Here is a 19,398-nt window from a genome sequence, read left to right on the forward strand (position 1 = left end):
AGGATGGCTCGCATAAAGGGGGCAGGGTGCCCCCCAGGAGTGACTCGGAATGGTGTCAGGGAAGGCGATTCTCGGAGGCATGCTGGGGCGTTTTCTGTTTCGCGACGCGCGAGTGGAGCAGGTGCGAGACGTCTCACCGCACTTCCGCTGGATGGAGCTGACGGGCGAGGCGTTGCGTGACGTCTCCTGGAGCGCAGGGGACAAGGTGCAGGTGTTCTTCCCGAGCGTGGGGATGCGGACGTACACCCCCCTGGCGTGGGACGCGGCTCGCGGGGCGACGCAGTTGCTCGTCTACCTTCATGGGCACAGCCCCGGCGCGGAGTGGGGCCGCAACGTGCGCGTAGGAGACCGTTGCCAGTTCATGGGGCCTCGCGGCTCCCTGGCCCTCACGTCCCTCCAGGGGCCCGTGGTGCTGTTCGGAGATGAGACGTCCTTCGCCGTGGCCCACACGCTGAAGAGCCTGCGGGCCGGCGTGGATGGCGTCGAGCAGGTGTTCGAGGTCTCCTCCCGAGGCGAGTCCGAGGCCGTCCTGCGGGAGTTCCACCTCTCGGACAGCGCCGTGGTGGAGCGCGCGCCCGACGAGGGTCACGTGCCCGCCCTGGCGGAGCGCTTGAGCGCCGCACTCCAGCGGCGACCGGGCGCGCACCTTGTCATGACAGGTCGGGCTCAGGCCATCCAGGCGCTGCGCGCGCGGCTCCGGGCGGATGGCGTGGGCGCAGCGCAGAAGGTGAAGGCGTACTGGTCCGCAGGGAAGCGTGGGCTCGACTGAAGAGCCCACGCTTGTGCTTACCCTGGGCAGGGGAGGATGCGGAGGATCTTGATCTTGGTCGCGCTGCTGCCCGGTGCGGCGAAGGCCACGCTGCCGTCCGGGAAGGCCACGAAGTCCTGATAGCGATTGCCCTTCACATCCACCTGCAGCGGCGTGCCGTTCGCGGCCCCCGTCGCGCGATCCAGGGCCTGGACGTAGAGCTTGCGGCTGGTGTCGCTCCGGACCAGGTCTCCCGTCCGCGTCGAGGTCTCCCAGGCCGCCAGGAGTTGATTCTGGCCATAGGCCGCCAGGTGGGGAGCCCGGTTGTTGAGCCCCGTATTGCTCGCCAGGAGGATGTCCTTGTCAGCGGTGCCGTCCACGAAGTGCAGGAGGTGCACGTCCGCGAGCCCGTTGGCGTTAGGCGTCTGCCCTGACCGGATGTTGCTCGCCGTGAGCCAGTAACCCCCGCCCGTGGCCGTCACCAGGTTCCCCAGATTCGAGTAGGCGAGGTCGACGGGATAGATGGTCTTGTAATTGGGGGCGAACGCGATCCGATTGTTGTTGTCGGTCTTGCAGATGGAGACGAACTTGCGAGCCGTCGGATCCCAGATCACCCGCTCATAGCCGCTGTGGCTGCAGCCCCAATCAAAGCCGCCGGCCTGGAGCTTTCCGTCGGTGCCGACGACCTTCATCCGGTCGCCCTGGTGGATGTTGATGCAGCCATTCTGCGAGATGCTGATCGCTGCGCCGAAGTACCCCGCGTAGCGCGTGCCGTCGAACGCGATGCGCCCGTGGTGGGCGTACCACCAGATCATGTAGACGCTGGGGCCCGTGGGGCCGGTGGAGTAGGGCGGCAGGGTCTCACTGGAGCTCGTCAGCACGGTGGCCCACGTCTCGGTGCTGCCGTCGAACCGCACCATGTACATGTCGTAACAAGGCACGGGCGGGTTGGGGGGGCTCCCGCAGAGGTTGGTGGGTGCGCCGCAGTTGAGAACGCCGCCGCCTTTGGCATTCCGCGTCAACAACAGCGTGCCACCCGTGTTGTCGGCGTACAGGTCGGCGAAATAGTTTGCCGGCAGGCCGAAGGACGCCCCCACGGGGAGATCGCTCGCATTGAGCTGGGTGATGTGCACCTTGCCGTCATTGCTCATCCAGGCCAGGCGCGAACCACCGGACGGAATCGGGGAGATGACGAGCGGCTTGAGCGCCACCTCGTCCTCGTTGGTCACCACCGTCGCGCCGACATCGATCTCGGTAATCCGCACACGATCCTGGGTGATGCTGCAGCTGGCGGCAACGTCGCCCACGGAGGGGTTTGGAGCCGGGGCCTCCGGCGCCGCAGGAGCGTCGCTGTCGTTGGCGGCGGGCGTGGGCTCGCCGCCCGTACAGGCAATGGGACCGAGCCAGCTGCACGCCAGAACCAATGAACCAATGAGTTTTTTCTTCATGGATTGCCCGGGGGGGGACGGGTTGTCGTTGCTCAACAGCGATTACCACGAAGCCTGGCGTGGGTGACTCCAACATCGGAGTCGTTACGCTTGCAGTTCCTGTGTACCAGCAATCCTGCTACCGCGCTGCAACCTCCAGGCATTGCCAGCCGCGGGTTGACCGGGAGAGGTGGTCATCACCATTCCGGACGCGGAGTTCTGCGGGCGCCATACGCGCTGTCCACAGGGCAACGCATCACGGCGGTGAACGGGCCGATCACAGGCCGGAGCACTACCTTTCCAGCCATGACCACCCTGACTGTTGACAATCCGTACACGGGCGACGTCGCCTGCTCCGTTCCCCTCGCGGACGAGGTCACCGTCAACACCGTGCTCGATCAGGCCCGGGCCGCCGCTCGGGCCGCGCGTGCTACCTCGCTTGCCCAGCGTAAGGAGTGGTGCGAGCGCATGGTCGCCGCCATGGAAGCGCGGGCGGAGGCCATCGCCACGGACATCACCCAGATGATGGGCAAGCCGCTCGCTCAGGCTCGGGGAGAGATTCGCGGTATGGCCGAGCGGGCCCGGTACATGATCTCCATCGCGGACACGGCGCTGGCGGACATCGTGCTGCCGCCCAAGGTGGGCTTCGAGCGCCGGATCGTCAAGGAGCCGCTGGGGGTGGTGTTGGATCTGCCCGCGTGGAACTACCCGCTGCTCACCGCGGTGAACGTGGTGGTACCGGCGGTGCTGGCGGGCAACGCGGTGGTGGTGAAGCACTCGCCGCGCTCGCCCTTGTGCGGGGAGCACTTCGCCCGGGCCTTCGCCGAGGCCGGTGCACCCCCGCACCTCGTCCAGGCGATGCACTGCGACCACCCCACCAGCGAGCGCATGGTGGGCGACCCGCGGGTGGACCACGTGGTGTTCACGGGCTCCGTGTACGGCGGCCAGCGGCTCACGTTGGCGGGCGCCACGCGCTTCCGGCACATGGGGCTGGAGCTGGGCGGGAACGACCCCGCCTACGTGGCTCCGGACTGTGACTTCGACAAGACGGTGGAGAACGTGGTGGACGGCGCCATGTACAACGCCGGCCAGAGCTGCTGTGCGGTGGAGCGCGTCTACGTGCATCGCTCGCTCTACAAGCGCTTCACCGAGGCGTGCGAGGCGCTGGTGCGCGGGTATGTGCTCGGTGACCCCATGAGCGACCAGACGACGCTGGGGCCCATTGCGCAGCCCAACCATCCGTTGGAGCTGGAACAGCTCGTGGAGGACGCCCGCCGCAAGGGCGCCCGGGTAGTGGTTGGCGGCAAGCGGACCCAGGTGGACGGCAAGGGCCGCTTCTTCGAGGCCACGCTCCTCGCGGAGCTGGACGACTCGATGCAGCTGATGCGGCAGGAGTCCTTCGGGCCGCTGCTGCCCATTGCTCCGGTGGATTCGGACGAGGAAGCGCTCGCGAAGATGAACAACTCGGAGCTCGGCCTGACCGCGAGCGTCTGGACGAAGGATCGGGAGCGGGCCGCTCGGTTCGCCACCCAACTCGAGTTCGGCACGGTCTACATGAACCGTTGCGACTCGGTGGATCCGGCACTGCCTTGGATTGGCGTGAAGAACTCGGGCCGAGGCCACAGCCTGAGCGCGCTGGGGTTTGATCAGCTCACCCGGCCCAAGTCCATCCACTTCCGGTTGTCGTTCTAATTGACTTCCCGCGGCCAATTCCCCTCTCCCTTCGGGAGAGGGACGGGGTGAGGGTATCGGGAGCACCCGGGTTGAACCCCCAGTCCACACCGTGGGCCACGGGTTGAAGAACGGGTTCGGTTACCCTCACCCCCACCCTCTCCCAAAGGGAGAGGGAGCATCAATCTTCCCTGAAGAGGATGAGAACGTTCAGAGGAGCGGGAGGAGGGCTCCCGCTCCTCGGTGTGTCGGGCACTACCGCCGGCCGAAGATCTCCACCTCAGCCAGCTGCACGTAGTAGCTGCCGGTCACGTTGTCGAGCCGGGTGACATTGAGCCGGACATAGCGAGCGCTCGGCACGGAGACGCCGAAGCTCTGCATGCCAGTCGGGGTGGGGTAGCCCGTGCGCAAGACCACCGTCTGCCAGGTCACGCCGTCATTGGACACATCGATCGTGAAGTCGACGGGGAAGCCATCTCCCACGACCGAGCCGTAGGTGGCGTCGTTGCGGGGGTAGAGGTCCACCTTGGTGAGCGTGGCACTCGAGCCGAGGTCGAACACGAGCCACTCGTTGGCGTTCGGCACGGACCAGTAGGTGCTCGTCCAGCCGAGTGAGTCATAGAGGACCGAGGTTCGCTTGCCGTCGTTGATGTTCGCCAGGTTCCATCCGGCGGACGGATTGTAGGTAGAGCTCGAGGCCGTCACCGCCGCGCTCCGGGCCAGGTTGGTCTCAGTGCTGCCGCCTTCCTTCTTCCACAGCTGGAGTTCCGAGCACGACCCCTGGGCAACCTTGAACTCGAAGTCTCGTTTGATGATCCCCAGGTTGAGCTTCAGCGTCAGATCCAATCCGCTGCAGAACTCCAGGCCCGCGGTGATGGTCCACAGCGGATTGCCGGGCACCTGGACCTTGAGCTTCGCATAGCCCCGGATTGAACCAATGTCGGACTCGGCTCCGACGATCTTGGCGGGGGCATAGATGCCGACGCCGGGCACCGCCGCCACGTAGGCCTTGGCCTCTCCGCTCACGGTCAGGCCGTTCGACGTGGGCTCCCGGATGGCGAGATCGAAGTTCTTCTCGTTGATGGTCTCCCAGCCACGGTCATGGGTGTAGCGGTAGCCATAGAGCACGCCCGCCGTCTGGGTGACGCTGTACTCGGTGACCAGGCTGACCTTGCCCTCAGCACCCACCTTGAACTTGATGTACATCTCGATGGTCACCGGGACGGGCCCAATGAAGATGACCCAGCGCTTGATGCGCCACTGCCCGATCGGCACCTCGAACTTGAACAAATCCTGACTGTACTTGTACTCGAGCGCCAGCCGGGCCTTCTCGTCCACGCCCACGGCGACCTTGAACTCCTTGATGCGGAACACTTTGCGGAACTTGAGCGCGAACTGCTGCTTGGCCTTGAACTCGAGGCTGCCGGTGAGCTTCACCGGGCTGTTCGAGTCCGGCACGCTGTACTCGCACTTGATGCCAATCCCGTCGATCTTGCAGAGCTTCGCCCCCATCGTCCTCATCGACGCGGAGATCGGGTTGCCGTTCTCATCCACCTCCTCGAGGTCGGCGGCGGTGAGCTCTCGGGAGATATCGATCTCCGCCTCCTCGAGCACCTCATCGAGCGATGAAGGGACGGTCTGGTAGACGGTCCGTCCGCCCACCTCGCTCTTGGAGACCACCTTGAGGGGAGGGATGCCGTAGGGGGCGAGGGCCGTGGGCTCGCTGACGATGATGTGGCCCACCTGGAAGTTCGTCGTCCCGGAGGTGAAGGAGATGGTGCCGCTGGCCGGGTCGAAGCTCTGCATCTGGTCTCGCGCCTGGCTGCCCAGCACGCGCGCGTTGGGCGTCAGGCGAGCCCGGGCCCTGCGCATGAAGGGCTCACCCACCGGGATGTCACCCGAGGTTCCCCACTGCTGCGTGGTGCTGGCGATGTTCGAGGAGTACTTGATGTACCAGGTGCCATTCGAGGGCTTCCACACCGCGTAGTCGTAGAGGTCATCCCCGTCGAAATCGCCCGGGACGACCACATCGCCCGAGGAGCCCCAGGTGACGGTGGAGGTGGCTCCCGTCGAGCTCTGGAGGACGTAGAAGGTCCCGCTCCTGAACACGGCCAGGTCCGACTTGCTGTCGCCGTCGAAGTCACCCGAGAGCGGGGTGTCTCCGTTCTGTCCGAACTGGGTGGTGGTTCGCGCGCCGGTGGCGCTGGAGATGATGTTCCACGTGCCATCCGCGGGGCGCCACAGGGCGTAGTCCGTCCTCCCATCGCCGTCGTAGTCACCGGAGACGGGGAGCTCCCCGCGCGAGGGGCCATAGTTGATGATCTTGCGCTCCCCGGTGGAGCTCATGATGACGAAGACCTGCCCATAAGCCGTGCCGGTGGTGTCGATGGGGCGCCAGACCGCGAAGTCCGACTTCGTATCTCCATCGAAGTCACCCGAGATCGGAACGTCTCCCCTGGTGCCCCACTGCTGGGTCAGGGAGACCGTCCCCGTGGCGCTGCCGAGCACGTACCAGTACCCGTTGGAGGGCCGCCACACGGTCCGGTCCATGATGCCGTCGCCGTCGAAATCTCCCGCGACCGGCACGTCACCATTCACTCCGTGAAAGGGATGCCCCGGGGAAATGCCCGTGCTGAAGATGGTGAACCATTGGGCGCTCGAGGGGCGCCACACCGTCAGGTCCGTCCGGTTGTCATTGTCGAAGCCCAGCTCTGCCTGTGTTGAGCCGGGTTGTTGCGGAGCGGGTGCCGATGTCTCGGGGGTGGGTGGTTCGCAGGCCACAGACGTGGCGAAGAGGCTCGCCAGGAGGAGGGGGCGCCATACCGCGGATTGCATTGTGTTCTCTCCAAAGCGGAGGCGTGCCCATTGAACGCCCCATCGCGGGCCGCGACGGGATGCCAACGAGACGGGAACCCCTGGCTCCTCGCGCCTCCGGCGATATGCACACTAAAGAACATTGTAGTGATTTTCAAGGAATGTGTGGTTTTCTGTTTTTCGAGAAACTGCAACGCCGGTTGACGGCCAGGTGGGAGTCCAGTGTGACTGAAACGAGAGGGGAGGAGGATGGACTGCTCGCTTGCCTGGAGGGCAATCAGCGAACTTGTCTCTCTTCCTTGGGCGGCCTTGAGCGCCGGGGCGACTGGACAACGCCATTCGCTGGTTACATTGCGCATAGACAGAGGGCGTTCCCCCGGACAGACAGTCGAGGGAATCCTCTCAAGCACTTCAATCACAACCAATCAAGGAGGCGTTTGATCATGGCCATCATTCGTAGGAACGACACCGATCGGGGCCTCGTGCGGAACCGTGGGTTGGACCCGTTCGAGATGATGCAGGATCTCCTGCGCTGGGACCCCTTCCGTGAGCTGTCCCGAGGCGTGGTTGGCGGTACGGAGGCGGTGAGCTTCATTCCCGCCTTTGAAGTGAAGGAGACGAAGGACTCGTACGTCTTCAAGGCGGACCTCCCTGGCATCAAGGAGGACGGGGTCGACATCTCCCTCACTGGCAACCGGCTGACCATCTCCGGCCAGCGGCAGGAGGAGAGGAAGGACGAGGGCGACCGGCACTTCGTCTACGAGCGCAGCTTCGGCAGCTTCTCGCGCTCCTTCACCCTGCCGGAGGGCATCGACGTGGACCACGTCCAGGCCGAGCTCAAGGACGGCGTCCTGAACGTGGTGGTGCCCAAGAAGCCAGAGGTGCAGCCCAAGCGCATCCTCGTCAAGGGCCCGGGCGAGGGTGAGAAGGCGAAGGCGTAGTTCGTCCTTCAGCAGGAGCTCACCAACGAGCCGCGGAGCGGGTTTCTCTTCCCGCTTCCGCGGCTTTTCTTTTCGCGGGGTCCGTCCTCTACCTCCCTTCGAGGCGTGGTATCACCAGGTTCCTGGCATGCTGGAATCCAACAAGGTTTTGACCTGGGTGATATTGGGCATGGGATTGTCATCGTGTAGCAAGGGCATCGTGAATGCGCCGGCCACGCATCAGGTGGAGCTCGAGGGCAGGGGAGTCGGCTTCATCGTCAAGGACGGTCTGCGATTCAAGGACCTGAACAAGAATGGTCAGGTCGAGCCCTACGAGGACTGGCGTCGGAGCCCTGAAGAACGGGCGAGGGACCTCGTCAGCCGGATGACGCTGCAGGAGAAAGCGGGCGTCATGATGCACGGAACGGCTCCCACCCAGACGACGGAAGGTGTCACGCGCTATGACAGGACGCTCGCCGCTCGGATGATTGCCGAGAAGGGCGTCAACAGCTTCATCACCAGGCTGGGCGGCAATGCACGGTTCCTCGCCGAGGAGAACAATGCGTTGCAGGAGATTGCGGAGGCGGCGCGTCTGGGTATTCCGGCCACCATCAGCACGGATCCCCGCAGTCACTTTCAATTCACGCTGGGCGCCAGTGTCGCCGCGGGGGGCTTTTCCCAGTGGCCAGAGACGCTGGGGTTCGCTGCCATCGGTGACGCGGAGCTGACCAGGCGCTTCGGAGACATTGCACGGCAGGAGTACCGTGCGGTCGGTATCCAGGAAGCACTCTCTCCGCAGGCCGATCTCGCCACCGAGCCGCGCTGGTCGCGCATCAATGGAACCTTCGGCGAGGATGCCGACCTCGCCAAGAAGCTCGTGCAGGCCTACATCGAGGGGTTCCAGAGCGGCGGCAACGGGATTGGCAAGGACAGCGTGGTGGCTGTTGTGAAGCACTGGGTCGGCTATGGCGCCGCGAAGGAGGGCTTCGACAGCCACAATGCCTACGGGAAGTACGCGGTGTTCCCGGGCAACAACTTCGAGTACCACGTCAGGCCTTTCGAGGGGGCGTTCGCCGCGAAGACCGGAGGGGTGATGCCGACCTACTCCATCCTCGAAGGCGTCACGTTGAACGGCCAGCCCCTGGAGCAGGTTGGCGCGGGCTTCAACAAGCAGCTCCTGACGGACCTGTTGCGCGGCCAGTACGGCTTCGAGGGAGTCATCCTCTCGGATTGGGCGATCACCAACGATTGCGATGACGCGTGTCTGAACGGTGCGCCCCCCGGGCAGAAGCCCTCTTTCGTGGGGTTTGGAACGCCATGGGGCGTCGAGTCCCTGTCCAAGCTGGAGCGCTTCGCCAAGGGCGTGAACGCGGGGTTGGATCAGTTCGGTGGAGTCGATGAGCCCGATGCGCTCGTGGCCGCAGTCAACGCCGGCAAGGTGACCGAAGCGCGCCTGGACGAGTCGGTGTATCGGATCCTGCTGCAGAAGTTCCAACAAGGGTTGTTCGAGAACCCGTACGTCGAGGTGGAGCGAGCGAGCAAGGTCGTGGGGAACTCTACCTTCCAGGAGGAGGCGACGGAGGCGCAGCGGCGCTCACTCGTTCTGCTGGAGAACAAGAACAAGCTCCTCCCCCTGGGGGCCAACATCCGGAAGGTTTACCTCCATGGCATCGATGGTGCGGTCGCCGCCACTTATGGGCTGACGGTCGTCAGCACCCCCGAGGAAGCGGACGTTGCGATCATGCGGACGGTGGCTCCGTTCGAGACGCTCCATCCTCAGTACATGTTTGGACAGTGGCAGCATGAAGGAAACCTCGCCTTCGAGGATGGCAACGCCGACTATGAAGCCATCAAGCGCGTGAGTGCCAAGGTTCCGACCATTGTCACGGTCTATCTGGATCGCCCGGCGATCCTGACGAATGTAAAAGACAAGGTCAGCGCGCTCCTCGGGAACTTTGGCGTGAGCGATTCCGCGCTGTTCGATGTCTTGATGGGCAAGGCCGCGCCACAAGGCAAGCTGCCCTTCGAGCTTCCCTCCTCGATGGCGGAGGTGAAGGCGAAGCGGTCCGACATGCCGCACGACACGGCCCATCCGCTGTACCCCCTCTTCTTCGGGCTGAGCTACTAAGGGTCTCTTTCGGTAGGAATGAAGACCTTGGCAACGTGACGTTCCCATAGCTTCGGAGCCCAGGCCTACAGAGCACCTACTGCATCCTGAGGAGGGCTCCCGACCCGGTGGCTTGACTGGCGTACCCGTGCTTCCGTGTAATTCGGGAGCGACGAGTTGTACGCCTCGTCGCCTCCGGAGGTGCGCCGTGTCCACCTGTCGTGTTGGCCCGCGCCTACCTGGCGCTCGGCTGCGCCCCCTACTGGGCGGCTGGTTTCTCCTCGTCCTCGTTCTCCAGTCAGCCTGCGCTACGGGCACCCCACACGGCAGCCTCCTTATGGGCTACCACTACATTGCACTCACGCCCCCGCCGGCGCCGACAGAGCGTGTGGCCGCTACGGCGGAGCCTGGCCTCGAGTCCGCCACCGTGTATGTTGTGGACTTCATGGAGCCTGGTGCCGTGGCCACCCGGCCGGTACCCATCCCCAGGGCCGAGTTCCAGCGGGCTTTCCAGCGGCTCGCCCACGACGTGCGGCTGGGCGCGAAGACGCCACGGCAGGCCGCCCACGAGTTGCTGAACCTTATGCCTACGCAGGCAGACGTCCCCACGGTGGCCGTGACGGGCTACTGGAAGCTGGAGCAGTACCGCGGCGCGGCCCTCTCCTGGATGCCTGAGCGTCAGGAGGGCCCGGTTGCTCTCACCCCCCCAGGCCGAAGAAGCCCTGAAAGAGAAGTACCTCAAGTGGGGTGAGAGACAGGGTCGCGGCGATTGCCTGAGCCTGCTGGATGATGGGCCCTACCTGCGCGCGGATGACCGGCGCACGCTCGCCCTGGCGCTGGCCTTCGGCTCGGTGCTCGACGAGACGCGCGACGCCCTCAAGCATGAGCTGCTGAACGTGCAGGCGCTCGTCTCCATGGTCGTCTGGGCAGTGGCCCTCTACTGCATGATGTGGGTGGTGCCCGAGCCGACCACCAAGGCCCTGGCGGCCGGCATGACCCTCCTCCTGGTGGGCTACCTGGGCCTTGAGACGGTGTACGGGCTGATGGACGGGTGGGCTCGCCTGGCCGACACAGCGCACCACGCCACCACTTTCGAGGAACTGCGCGCGGCGGGTGAGCAATTCGGCAAGGTGCTGGGCGAGGACGCCGCCCGGGCCATGATTCTCGCGGTAGCGACCCTCAGTGGGCACACGCTGGGGCAGGTGCTGCCGCGGGTGAAGTCGCTGCCGCGCTTCAACCTCGCGGGGGCGCGGTTCGAGACACAGGGCGGCGCTGCCGTCATGGGGCGCCTGGAGGCCACGGAGGCGGCGCTCGCGACGGAGGGAGCCCTGGCCAAGGCCGTAGCGGCGGCGGAAACGGTAGCGACATCTCCGCAGGGCCCCATGGCCGTGGTGATGCTCAAGAAGGGGACGGGTTCAGGAGCCGGACAGGCTTCAGGGGGCCGCTCCGCCGAAACCGTCATTCGCCACCGGGGCGGCAACCGACAGGTGGAACTCAGCGATGGGCAGCGCTGGCACTTGCCACGCGGTAAGTCGGCTGCGGACATTCCCACTGAGGACAAAGTGGGCGACATGCTCCAGGAGGCTGTCACCAAGGCCGCGAACGAGTGGGGACCCCACAGACTGCGTATTCCGGCCAAGGTGAGCACTCGTTCCAGGTCAAGCCGAGCAGCCGTTCCGGCCATGGTGAGCAGTCGGAGCGTCAGCGACGCTGGGGTGGTGGTCACTTCGCCTGCTTGCGGCCCTTGGTCAAATTCACGTCCACCTTGCGGATGGAGTCGCCGGCCAGCTTCAGCCGGTGGGAGTTGTGCACCAGCCGGTCCAGGATGGCATCGGCCAGCGTCGCGTCCCCAATCACGGCGTGCCAGTCCTTGGGCTCCAGCTGACTCGTCACCACGGTGGAGCTCACCTGGTACCTATCCTCCAGCACCTCCAGCAGTTCCTTGCGTTCGGCCGCGCCCAGCGGCTCCAGCCCGAAATCATCGAGAATCAGCACCTGCGCCTTCGCCAGCCGCTTGAGCACATTGGGGTGCGTGCCGTCCGCGCGAGCCTGCGCCAGCTCGTCGAAGAGGCGTGAGGCGCGGCGGTACACGACGCTGTAGCCGTCACGGCACGCCTTCTGTCCGAGCGCGCACGCCAGGAAGCTCTTGCCCACTCCGGTTGGCCCCGTCAGCAGCACGTTCTGCCGCCCCTCCACCCACTTCGAGGTGGACAGCTCCAGCACCTGCGCCTTCGTCAGCCCGCGGGCGTGGCCGTAGTCGATGTCCTCCAGGCACGCCTGCTGGCGCAGCTTCGCGTGCTGGAGGCGTGCGGTGAGCTTCTTGTTCTCCCGGTGCATCCACTCCGCGTCCGCCAGCAGGCCCACCAGGTCCGTCGCCGACACGTCCTTGTCGGGGGCCTTCTCCAGCCACCCGCGCAGGTAGTTGGCCATGCCGTGCAGCTTCATCGCACTCAGCTTCTCCAGCGTCTGGTCCACCAGCATCTGTCTTCTCCTCGTGGTCTCTTCGTCAGCCGGAGCGCGCCCTATTGTGTCAGGGCGCGCGCAGGCCCCTGCCGGTGCTGGTGAGACCGTGTCCGCACCGGCCAGCAGTGTCCGCGCACAGCCGCGCGGGCACGTCTCTCAGTGGTAGTAGTTGGCGCCGCGCACGTTCTGGTGCTCGGGCAGCGGGCCCTTCTGCTCGCGCGCCTCGTCGGCTTCCTCGAGGTGGTGCTGGAGGATGGCGGCCACGGATTTGTAGCTGTAGGCGCGGTGGCGCAGCGCGCGTGCACACGCCTTCTCCACGCGCTGCGTGCCGTACTTCTCCTTGTCGGCCAGACGGATGATGCCCAGCGCCGAGCGGAAGCCCTGCTGCGGGTGGGGCCGGCGCTTCATCAGCTCCTCCACCAGCTGCGCGCACGCGGGCCCCACGCTTTGGGCCCACTGCACCACGCGCGAGGGCGTCCACTCCGCGTGCTGCCGGTGCGAGGCCGGCATGTGCTCGGCCTGCGTGGTGAAGCGTCCGCGCTGCTGGCTACGCACGTGGCTGGCGACACGCCGGCCCGCGAGAAACACTTCGACGCACGCTTCCGTGTGACGCAGCTCCACCTCCTTGCCCACCAGCCCGTAGGGCACGCTGTACCAGTGCCCCTCCAGCTCCACGTGGTAGTCGATGTTGACGCGCGCCTTCTGCGTGCACCGGACCATGTGGAACACCGATTCCGGGGCAAGTGGAACACTGATTCCGGAGCATGTGGAACGCCCATTCCGGCCATGTGGAACACCGATTCCGGGGCAAGTGGAACGCACTCTGGAAGTAGGTGGCAGGATGGGAAACCCAGTGGAGCGTTGACGGTGCTGGACGAGCCGCCGCCTCTGACCTCCCCTCAAGGAGGTGTTGATGGCGGCAGAGAGGCTGTCCATGCGCAAGCTGAGAGAGTTGTTGAGGCAGAGGTTGGAGCTGAAGCTGTCGGTGCGGGAGATTGCCCGGAGCCTGGGAATCGGCGTGGGCACGGTCAACCGCTACCTGTACCGGGCGCAGGCGGCGAAGCTGACGAGCTGGCCGCTGCCGCCGGAACTGGACAACGACACCGCCCTCACGGCGCTGCTGTTCGCGGATGAGGGCAAGGTGGTGGCGAGCCGGCCCGAGCCGGACTGGGCGCATGTGCACGCGGAACTCAGGCGCAAGGGCGTCACCAAGTTACTGTTGTGGCAGGAGTACCGGGAGGAGCACCCGGAGGGCTACCAGTACAGCCAGTTCTGCGAGCGCTACGCGCGATGGGCCAAGAGCGTGAGCGTCACCATGCGCCAGGAGCACCGGGCCGGGGAAAAGTGCTTCATGGACTTCAGCGGCGATGGGCTGCAAGTCCACGACGCGGTGAGCGGCGAGGTGCGGGTGGCGAAGCTGTACGTGGCGGTGCTGGGGGCGAGCAACTACACGTACGTGGAGCCCGTCTTCAGCGAGGACGTGGGCACGTGGGTGGGGTGCAACCAGAGGGCGTTCGCGTACTTCGGAGGGGTGCCGGAGATGGCGGTGCCCGACAACCTGAAGGCGGCAGTGACGCGAGCCAACCGGTACGAGCCGGACATCAACCCCAGCTACGCGGACATGGCGCGGCACTACGGCTTCGCGGTGGTGCCGGCGAGGCCGCGCAAGCCGCGGGACAAGGCGAAGGCGGAGAACGGGGTGCTGCTGGCCGAGAGGTGGATTCTGGCGGCGCTGCGCAACCGGCGCTTCGCCTCGCTGGGTGAGGTGCGCGAGGCGGTGGCGGAGCTGCTGGAGAAGTTGAACACGAGGCCCATGCGTAAGCTGGGCAAGAGCCGCCGGCAACTCTTCGAGGAGGTGGAGAGGGCGGCCCTCAAACCGCTGCCGGACAAGCCCTACGAGCTGGCGCACTGGAAGAAGGCGCGCGTCAACGTGGACTACCACGTGGAGCTGGAGGGGCACTGCTACAGCGTGCCGTACGGGCTGGTGGGGCAGCAGGTGGAGGTGCGCTACACGCCCTCGTGCGTGGAGGTGTTGCTGGGCGGCCGGCGCGTGGCCAGCCACGTGCGCAGCCAGCAGCGCGGAGGCTTCACCACGCTGGCCGAACACATGCCCAAGAGTCACCGCGCACATGCGGAGTGGACGCCGAGCCGGATTCTCTCGTGGGCCTCCACGCTGGGCCCCAGCACGGCGGCGCTGGTGGAGGAGCTGATGAAGCGCCGGCCCCACCCCGAGCAGGGCTTCCGCTCGGCCCTGGGCGTCATCCGTCTGGCTGAGCGCCACGGGCCACAACGCGTGGAGAAGGCGTGCGCCAGGGCCGTGCGCCACCGCGCCTACAGTTACAAGTCCGTGGCCGCCATCCTCCAGCACCACCTCGAGGAGATGGAGTCGGCACCCGAGGACAAAGGCCCGCTGCCCGCGCACGAGAACGTGCGCGGCGCCGACTACTACCACTGACACTTCCCGCGCCCGGCCACGGTGCGCGGACAGAGCTCCGCGGTGCCAGCCTTCGCGGCCCGGTGCCTCGGAGTACGCCTGCGCGCGCCCTTCGGGCGCGCTCCGGCGCGGCAACACCCAACAACCCCAACGAGGAGAAGAGACGATGCTGGTGGAACAGACGCTGGAGAAGCTCAACGCGATGAAGTTGTACGGCATGGCCCACTACCTACGCACCTGGACGGAGCGGACAGCCGACAAGGAGGTGGGCCCGACGGACCTGGTGGGCCTGCTGGTGGATGCCGAGTGGGTGCACCGGGAGAACAAGAAGCTCACCTCGCGCCTGCGCACCGCGCGGCTGCGCCAGACGGCGTGCCTGGAGGACATCGACTACGGCCTGGCGCGGGGGCTGACCAAGGCCCAGGTGCTGGAGCTGTCCACCTCACGCTGGGTGGCGCAGGCGCAGAACGTGCTGGTGACGGGCCCCACCGGCGTGGGCAAGAGCTTCCTGGCGTGCGCGCTGGGACAGAGGGCGTGCCGCGACGGTTACGGCGTGGTGTACCGCCGCGCCTCGCGTCTCTTCGACGAGCTGGCGCAGGCTCGTGCCGACGGCACCTACCCGCACCTGCTGCGCAGGCTCGCCAAGGCCCAGGTGCTGATTCTCGACGACTTCGGCCTGGAGCCCCTGGGCGCCAGCGAGCGCAAGGAACTGCTGGAAGTGTTGGAGGACAGGTATGGCTCCGGTGCCACCGTGGTGACCTCCCAGCTTGATACGAAGGACTGGCACGCGGTGATTGGCGACGCCACCGTGGCCGATGCCATCCTCGACCGGCTGGTGCACAACGCCCATCGCCTCAAGCTCACCGGCGACTCGGTGCGCGACCCGGAAAGGAATTTGACCCGGTCCAAGAAGGGGGCGAAGTGAACCCCGGCCAGCGTCGCTGACGCTCCGACTGTTCCACATGGCCGGAACGGGTGTTCCACTTCGCCCGGAATGGGTGTTCCACTTCGCCGGAATACGCACCTTCTTCCAGAAGGCCAGCTCGTACGGGCGACCCGGCAGGGGCTTGAGCGCCGCGCGCTCCACCTCCTCGAAGAGCTCCCGCCGCGACTTGCCCAGCTTGCGCATGGGCCTCTCGTTGAGCTTCTCCAGCAGCGGCCTCACCGCCTCGCTCACCTCGGCAAGCGACGTGAAGTGGCGGTGGCGCAGCGCCGCCAGAATCCACCGCTCGGCCAGCAGCACGCCCACCTCCACCTTCGCCTTGTCCCGCGGCCGGCGTGGGCGCGCCGGGAGAATCGCGAAGCCGTAGTGCCGCGCCAGGTCCGCGTACGTCAGATTTGTGTCCGGCTCATACCGGTGTGCCCTCGTGACTCCCGCCTTGAGGTTGTCCGGCACCACCAACTCCGTCACTCCGCCGAAGTACGCGAACGCGCGCACGTGACAGCCCACCCACGTGGCCATGTCCTCACTGAAGACCGGCTCCACGTACGTGAGATTGCTGGCCCCCAGCACCGCCACGAACAGCTTCGCCACGCGCACCTCTCCCGTGACGGCGTCCACCACCTGCACCCCATCCCCGCTGAAGTCCACGAAGCTCTTCTCGCCCGCGCGGTGCTCCTGCCTCATGGTGACACTCGCGCCTTGCAGCCACCGCCCGTAGCGCTCGCAGAAGCGGCTGTACTGGTACCCGCCCGGGTGTGTCTCCAGGTACTCCTGCCACAGCAACTGCTTCGTCACCCCCTTCTTCTTGAGCTCGGCGTGGATGCGCGCCCAGTCCGGCTCCGGGCGCTCCGCCGCGGCCTTGCCGTCGCTGGGGAACAGCAGCGCCGTGAGCGCTGCGTCGTCATCCAGCTCCGGCGGCAGCGGCCACGGCAGCTTCGCTACCCGTGCTCGCCCCAGGTAGTCGCACACCGTGCCGTTGCCGACATTCAAGCTCGCCGCGATTGCTCGCGTCGACAGCCTGGCCTCGAACCTCAACCGGAACAACTCTCGCAGCTTGCGCATGGACAGCCTCTCTGCCGCCATCTCCACCTCCTGAAAGGGAGGCCGGAGAGGCCAGTTGCTGCCCAGCACCGTTGACGCTCCGACCGGCTCCTCAGCAGGCCCTCGCGCCTCCGTCAAGGAGGTGCTCGGTATGCCCGGAACAGGTGCTCACCTTGCCCGGAATGCCCGCTCGGCATCCCCGGAATCGGTGCTCACCTTGCTCCGGAACGGGTGCTCACCTTGGCCCGGAATCGGTGCTCGAGATCGCCCGGTGCACGCACAGACTCTCGCCGAACGAAAAAGACGCCATAGAGCAGGCCCTGAAGAAGGGCGAGTGCTGGCTGGCGCGGCTATTGGAACGCGAGGCCCGGGGACGCTTCGTGGAGGACGAAATCAGCAAGCAGTTCAAGCATCTCTACAACTTCAGCCGAAACAAGGGAGTCGATGTGGAAGTCCCGGGGGGTTACAAGTACGAGATTCTCTCCGGCACGGACTCGAACCTGGCGCGGCATGGCCGACGCATGGCTGGCGAGTTCTTCCGGATGCTCACTTTCTGAAGGGTTGGCGGATGCTCTACAACAAGGTCTTCTACGAGGATCGGGAAATCGAAAACGAGCGGCTGGAACTGACGGACAAGGGGTCGCTCTATTTCCTTGGCTCCAATGTCACCTTCAGGAATTGCACCCTGGTCCTCAAGGTCTCCGGCAGAAATCTACTCTTCGACGAAGGCACTCGGTTCATCGACTGCACCTTCGAGGTGAAGCAGGAGCTGAAGAACCACCAACAGTGGGTGTTCGCCTCATTGAAGGGGTGTCGGTTCAAGGGGCGCCTGTCGGGCTGCGACTTTGGGCACTGGCCTGACTACTCAGACAGGGCGGGGCACGGCTCCATCGAAAACTGCGACTTCACCGAGGCCCGGCTGGCAGGGTGTCGATTTCACGGCTGCGACATCAACACCCTGAGCTTCCCCAAGTGGCCCTGCTTCACCTTCCTGGACCCCATTGGTCGAACTCCCGAACTACGCAGCGTCAAATGGCCGGGAAGCTTTGGCGATATCGTCGTGGACAACCTGCATACCCACCCGCCGTCCACTAAGGCCTTGACCTATTACGCTCCCTCCGCTGCCGAGCGCTTCGAGACCACCCCTGAGGAGCTCCGAGCCCTCATCGAGAAGTTCGACTGCATCGTCTACTGACGGTGGCTCCCTGTATCAGGGTAGTTGACGCCCCCCTGTTTCCCACGTGAAGAAATCCGATGGCCGATGGCATCCATGCGCTGGAGGAGGGGTTCGATTACCAGGCAACGGTCACCCTTCTGGTAGTATCACCCTCCCGACCTTGAAAGTGGTGGCCCTAAAGCCCGGAATTCCTGGACTTCATCACTGAGCTCTTCTACATGATGGGACTTGCCCCCCATCAGAGGTGAAGACTCATGAAACGTCTGGTTGCTCCTTCCTTCATCGCGGTCCTCCTGCTGCTGGGTTGTGGCTCGAGCACGTCAGACATGGGGGCCTTGCCGTCGCCTGACGCGGGCACCCCCGATGCGGGCTCCCAGGTGTTTGTTCCAACCAAGAGCTCCAAACGAGGCATTGCCTTCGACTTCGCGAGTCCGGAGGACCTCGCCGCGGTCGCCCCAGGGGTGAGCTGGTGGTACAACTGGAGCGATCAGCCACATCGGAATGTGCCCGCGGACTACCGGTCCCGCTATGGCATGGACTTCATTCCCATGCTGTGGAACGGGAACTTCGACAGCGCGAAGATCGAGGCCATCCTCAAGGCCAATCCAGACATCAAGTACCTGTTGCTCCTCAACGAGCCCAACCTCACAGACCAGGCGAACATGTCGCCCCAGGATGCGGCGCGGTTGTGGCCCCGGTACGAGAGCGTCGCCGCGAAGACGGGAGTCAAGCTGGTCGGTCCTGCGATGAACTGGGGAACCTATCCGGGCTACTCGGACCCGGTTGTCTGGCTCGATGCGTTCTATGCGGCCTACCGCTCGGCGAACGGGAACCGAGACCCCCGCATCGATTACCTCGCGTTCCACTGGTATGACTATGGGCTCGCGGGCCAGCTGGACCGGCTCAAGAAGTATGGCAAGCAGTTCTGGGTCACGGAGTTCGCCAACTGCCACAGCCAGCAAGATGGCGCGCAGATTGACTCGGTGGCCAAGCAGAAGGCCCAGATGAAGGAGATGGTCGCGGTCTGCGAGAACCGTGAAGACGTGTTCCGCTACGCCTGGTTCACGGGGCGCTGGCAGGACGACCCGTGCTTCGCGAGCTTGCTGGGCGCTCCAGGCTCCCTGACGGAGCTGGGCGCGCACTACCTCTCCCTGCCTGTTCACTGACTCGAGGCGCACCCGATTTTTTACTGAGAACGGGGGGCTTACTCCCCCGTTTTCATGTGGTGCTACATCCAAGTGCCTGGAACTACTTGGTTTTTACCTCGGATCAAGCCTGGCACGCACCCTGCTATGAGGTCTCGCAGCAGCACGGGGCAGTACGGGCGGCGGCGGGTAGGTCGGGGCAGTACGGGGCAGTGGCAGTACGGGCGGCGGGTTGGTCGGGCAGTAAGGGCGGCGGCGGGTAGGTCGGGGCAGTACGGGGCAGTGGCAGTACGGGCGGCGGCGGGTAGGTCGGGGCAGTGGCAGTACGGGCGGCGGGTTGGTCGGGGCAGTACGGCAGTCAGAGCAGGATCATTGGGCCTGCTTCAGTCCGGACGGCTCGGGCGTGAGGGATGGGGATGGAGGGAGCCGGTCCTCAGCGGAGGAGTGCTTTCGCGAGGGCCGGTTCGCCTCATCCGGGACGCGGCACAGATGGTCCCACTCAAAGGGA

Annotated in this window: 14 protein-coding genes and 1 pseudogene; 9 read left to right on the forward strand and 6 right to left on the reverse strand. The window is 65.6% G+C overall.

The window, feature by feature from the left end:
- The first annotated feature begins 49 nt into the window (after positions 1 to 49).
- Positions 50 to 769, forward strand: coding sequence for a siderophore-interacting protein (locus F0U60_RS25985; protein WP_395824634.1), 720 nt, complete (start codon positions 50 to 52; stop codon positions 767 to 769).
- Positions 770 to 786: 17 nt separating this feature from the next.
- On the opposite strand, the gene F0U60_RS25990 is transcribed toward F0U60_RS25985, so the two are convergent.
- Positions 787 to 2,196, reverse strand: coding sequence for a hypothetical protein (locus tag F0U60_RS25990; RefSeq protein WP_395824637.1), 1,410 nt, complete (start codon positions 2,194 to 2,196; stop codon positions 787 to 789).
- A gap of 285 nt (positions 2,197 to 2,481) precedes the next feature.
- Between F0U60_RS25990 and F0U60_RS25995 the strand changes: the two genes are divergently transcribed.
- Positions 2,482 to 3,867, forward strand: a complete 1,386-nt coding sequence (locus F0U60_RS25995) for an aldehyde dehydrogenase family protein (protein ID WP_395824639.1) — start codon at positions 2,482 to 2,484, stop codon at positions 3,865 to 3,867.
- 234 nt (positions 3,868 to 4,101) lie between these two features.
- On the opposite strand, the gene F0U60_RS26000 is transcribed toward F0U60_RS25995, so the two are convergent.
- Positions 4,102 to 6,681: a discoidin domain-containing protein gene (locus F0U60_RS26000; RefSeq protein ID WP_395824642.1), complete on the reverse strand. Its 2,580-nt coding sequence runs from the start codon at positions 6,679 to 6,681 to the stop codon at positions 4,102 to 4,104.
- 422 nt (positions 6,682 to 7,103) lie between these two features.
- On the opposite strand from F0U60_RS26000, the gene F0U60_RS26005 reads away from it, so the two are divergent.
- The gene (locus F0U60_RS26005) at positions 7,104 to 7,601 is read left to right on the forward strand and encodes an Hsp20/alpha crystallin family protein (protein WP_395824645.1); all 498 of its coding nucleotides are present in this window, start codon (positions 7,104 to 7,106) and stop codon (positions 7,599 to 7,601) included.
- A 169-nt stretch (positions 7,602 to 7,770) separates the two neighbouring features.
- Positions 7,771 to 9,708 carry a glycoside hydrolase family 3 N-terminal domain-containing protein gene (locus F0U60_RS26010; RefSeq protein ID WP_395824648.1) on the forward strand — a complete coding sequence of 646 codons (1,938 nt, stop codon included), beginning with the start codon at positions 7,771 to 7,773 and terminating at the stop codon, positions 9,706 to 9,708.
- 677 nt (positions 9,709 to 10,385) lie between these two features.
- Here the strand turns inward: F0U60_RS26010 and F0U60_RS26015 are convergent.
- From F0U60_RS26015 to F0U60_RS26025, 3 genes are all read right to left on the reverse strand, one after another.
- Positions 10,386 to 10,877, reverse strand: a complete 492-nt coding sequence (locus F0U60_RS26015) for a hypothetical protein (protein WP_395824651.1) — start codon at positions 10,875 to 10,877, stop codon at positions 10,386 to 10,388.
- A 532-nt stretch (positions 10,878 to 11,409) separates the two neighbouring features.
- On the reverse strand, positions 11,410 to 12,168 hold the full coding sequence (gene istB, locus F0U60_RS26020; RefSeq protein ID WP_395824655.1) for an IS21-like element helper ATPase IstB: 759 nt from the start codon (positions 12,166 to 12,168) through the stop codon (positions 11,410 to 11,412).
- Between the two features lie 138 nt (positions 12,169 to 12,306).
- Positions 12,307 to 12,870: a Mu transposase domain-containing protein gene (locus F0U60_RS26025; protein WP_395824658.1), complete on the reverse strand. Its 564-nt coding sequence runs from the start codon at positions 12,868 to 12,870 to the stop codon at positions 12,307 to 12,309.
- 214 nt (positions 12,871 to 13,084) lie between these two features.
- On the opposite strand from F0U60_RS26025, the gene istA (F0U60_RS26030) reads away from it, so the two are divergent.
- Positions 13,085 to 14,605, forward strand: a complete 1,521-nt coding sequence (istA, locus tag F0U60_RS26030; protein WP_395825442.1) for an IS21 family transposase — start codon at positions 13,085 to 13,087, stop codon at positions 14,603 to 14,605.
- Positions 14,606 to 14,801: 196 nt separating this feature from the next.
- A complete protein-coding gene (gene istB / locus F0U60_RS26035; protein WP_395825445.1) occupies positions 14,802 to 15,509 on the forward strand; it encodes an IS21-like element helper ATPase IstB in 708 nt (235 codons plus the stop codon).
- A 144-nt stretch (positions 15,510 to 15,653) separates the two neighbouring features.
- On the opposite strand, the pseudogene istA (F0U60_RS26040) reads toward istB (F0U60_RS26035), so the two are convergent.
- Positions 15,654 to 16,610 (reverse strand): annotated as a pseudogene (gene istA, locus F0U60_RS26040) (IS21 family transposase); the annotation flags it as partial.
- A 212-nt stretch (positions 16,611 to 16,822) separates the two neighbouring features.
- Between istA (F0U60_RS26040) and F0U60_RS26045 the strand changes: the two are divergent.
- The 3 genes from F0U60_RS26045 to F0U60_RS26055 all read left to right on the forward strand — a co-directional run bounded on the left by F0U60_RS26045 (position 16,823) and on the right by F0U60_RS26055 (position 18,911).
- Positions 16,823 to 17,125, forward strand: coding sequence for a hypothetical protein (locus F0U60_RS26045; protein ID WP_395824661.1), 303 nt, complete (start codon positions 16,823 to 16,825; stop codon positions 17,123 to 17,125).
- Between the two features lie 11 nt (positions 17,126 to 17,136).
- Positions 17,137 to 17,763 carry a pentapeptide repeat-containing protein gene (locus F0U60_RS26050; protein ID WP_395824664.1) on the forward strand — a complete coding sequence of 209 codons (627 nt, stop codon included), beginning with the start codon at positions 17,137 to 17,139 and terminating at the stop codon, positions 17,761 to 17,763.
- A 236-nt stretch (positions 17,764 to 17,999) separates the two neighbouring features.
- Positions 18,000 to 18,911, forward strand: a complete 912-nt coding sequence (locus F0U60_RS26055; protein ID WP_395824667.1) for a glycoside hydrolase family protein — start codon at positions 18,000 to 18,002, stop codon at positions 18,909 to 18,911.
- Positions 18,912 to 19,398 lie beyond the last annotated feature (487 nt).

Source organism: Archangium minus (genome assembly GCF_044360475.1).
Lineage (GTDB): Bacteria > Myxococcota > Myxococcia > Myxococcales > Myxococcaceae > Archangium > Archangium minus.